General features: G+C 53.5%; 1 pseudogene. It reads right to left on the bottom strand.

The features are described from left to right. Nucleotides 1-702: pseudogene (locus ACT3TC_RS17110) on the bottom strand (IS3 family transposase); the annotation flags it as partial. Between the last annotated feature and the right edge of the window lie 60 nt (nucleotides 703-762).

The following is a 762-nucleotide window of genomic DNA, read 5'->3' as shown; positions in this document are numbered from 1 at the left end:
CACCCACCCACTTTTGATTAGGGGCTGAAGCCCTGAAGTCTTGCTCTAGCAGGTTTGGCGCAACAGGTAGCGAATGTCGAGAGTTTGTGGTGGCCTTGAACTTACGGGCAGCTTTAGCACGCAGGCCTTGTCGCTGTAAGCTGGCAGCCACGGTCTTGCGATTCACCGGTATTCCGTCATCTTGCAGGTCTAGAGCTAATCTCGGGGCGCCTGAGCGGCCTTTACGTTGGTGAAACGCCGCAGCCACACGCTTATCGAGAACGGCTTGCTGGCTGCGCTTTAGAGACAGACCTCCTTCGCGCTGTCGCCAAGCGTAGTAGCCGCTTCGAGCGACCCCAACAACATGGCACATGCGCTGAACACTGAAAGCCTGGCGATGACGATGGATAAAGGCGTACTTCACTTCAGGCTCTTCGCAAAGTACACCGCGGCCTTTTTTGTGATAGCCAGCTCCTCATTGGCTTCGGCTAATTGCCGCTTCAGACGAACGTTTTCTTCTGCCAGCGACCGCTCTCGCTCAGATGTATCTTGCTGTTGCTGAACCTTAGAACGCCACTGATAAAGCTGACTCGAGTGTATGCCCAGTTCACGAGCCGCTGCGGCAACGCCTATGCGATCAGCAAGCGCTAACGCTTCTTGCCGATAGGTATCTGAGTAACGGGTATAGGATTTTTTCTTCATTGATGTCGTCGATCTTGCCATGGTTCACCTCGTTGCAGTGTATTACATTCTTGAGGTGTCCATCGTTACTGGGCAAGATCA

Source organism: Halomonas sp. AOP27-A1-41 (assembly GCF_052378605.1).
GTDB lineage: Bacteria > Pseudomonadota > Gammaproteobacteria > Pseudomonadales > Halomonadaceae > Vreelandella > Vreelandella citrativorans.
This window is presented reverse-complemented; position numbering and strand designations above follow the sequence as displayed.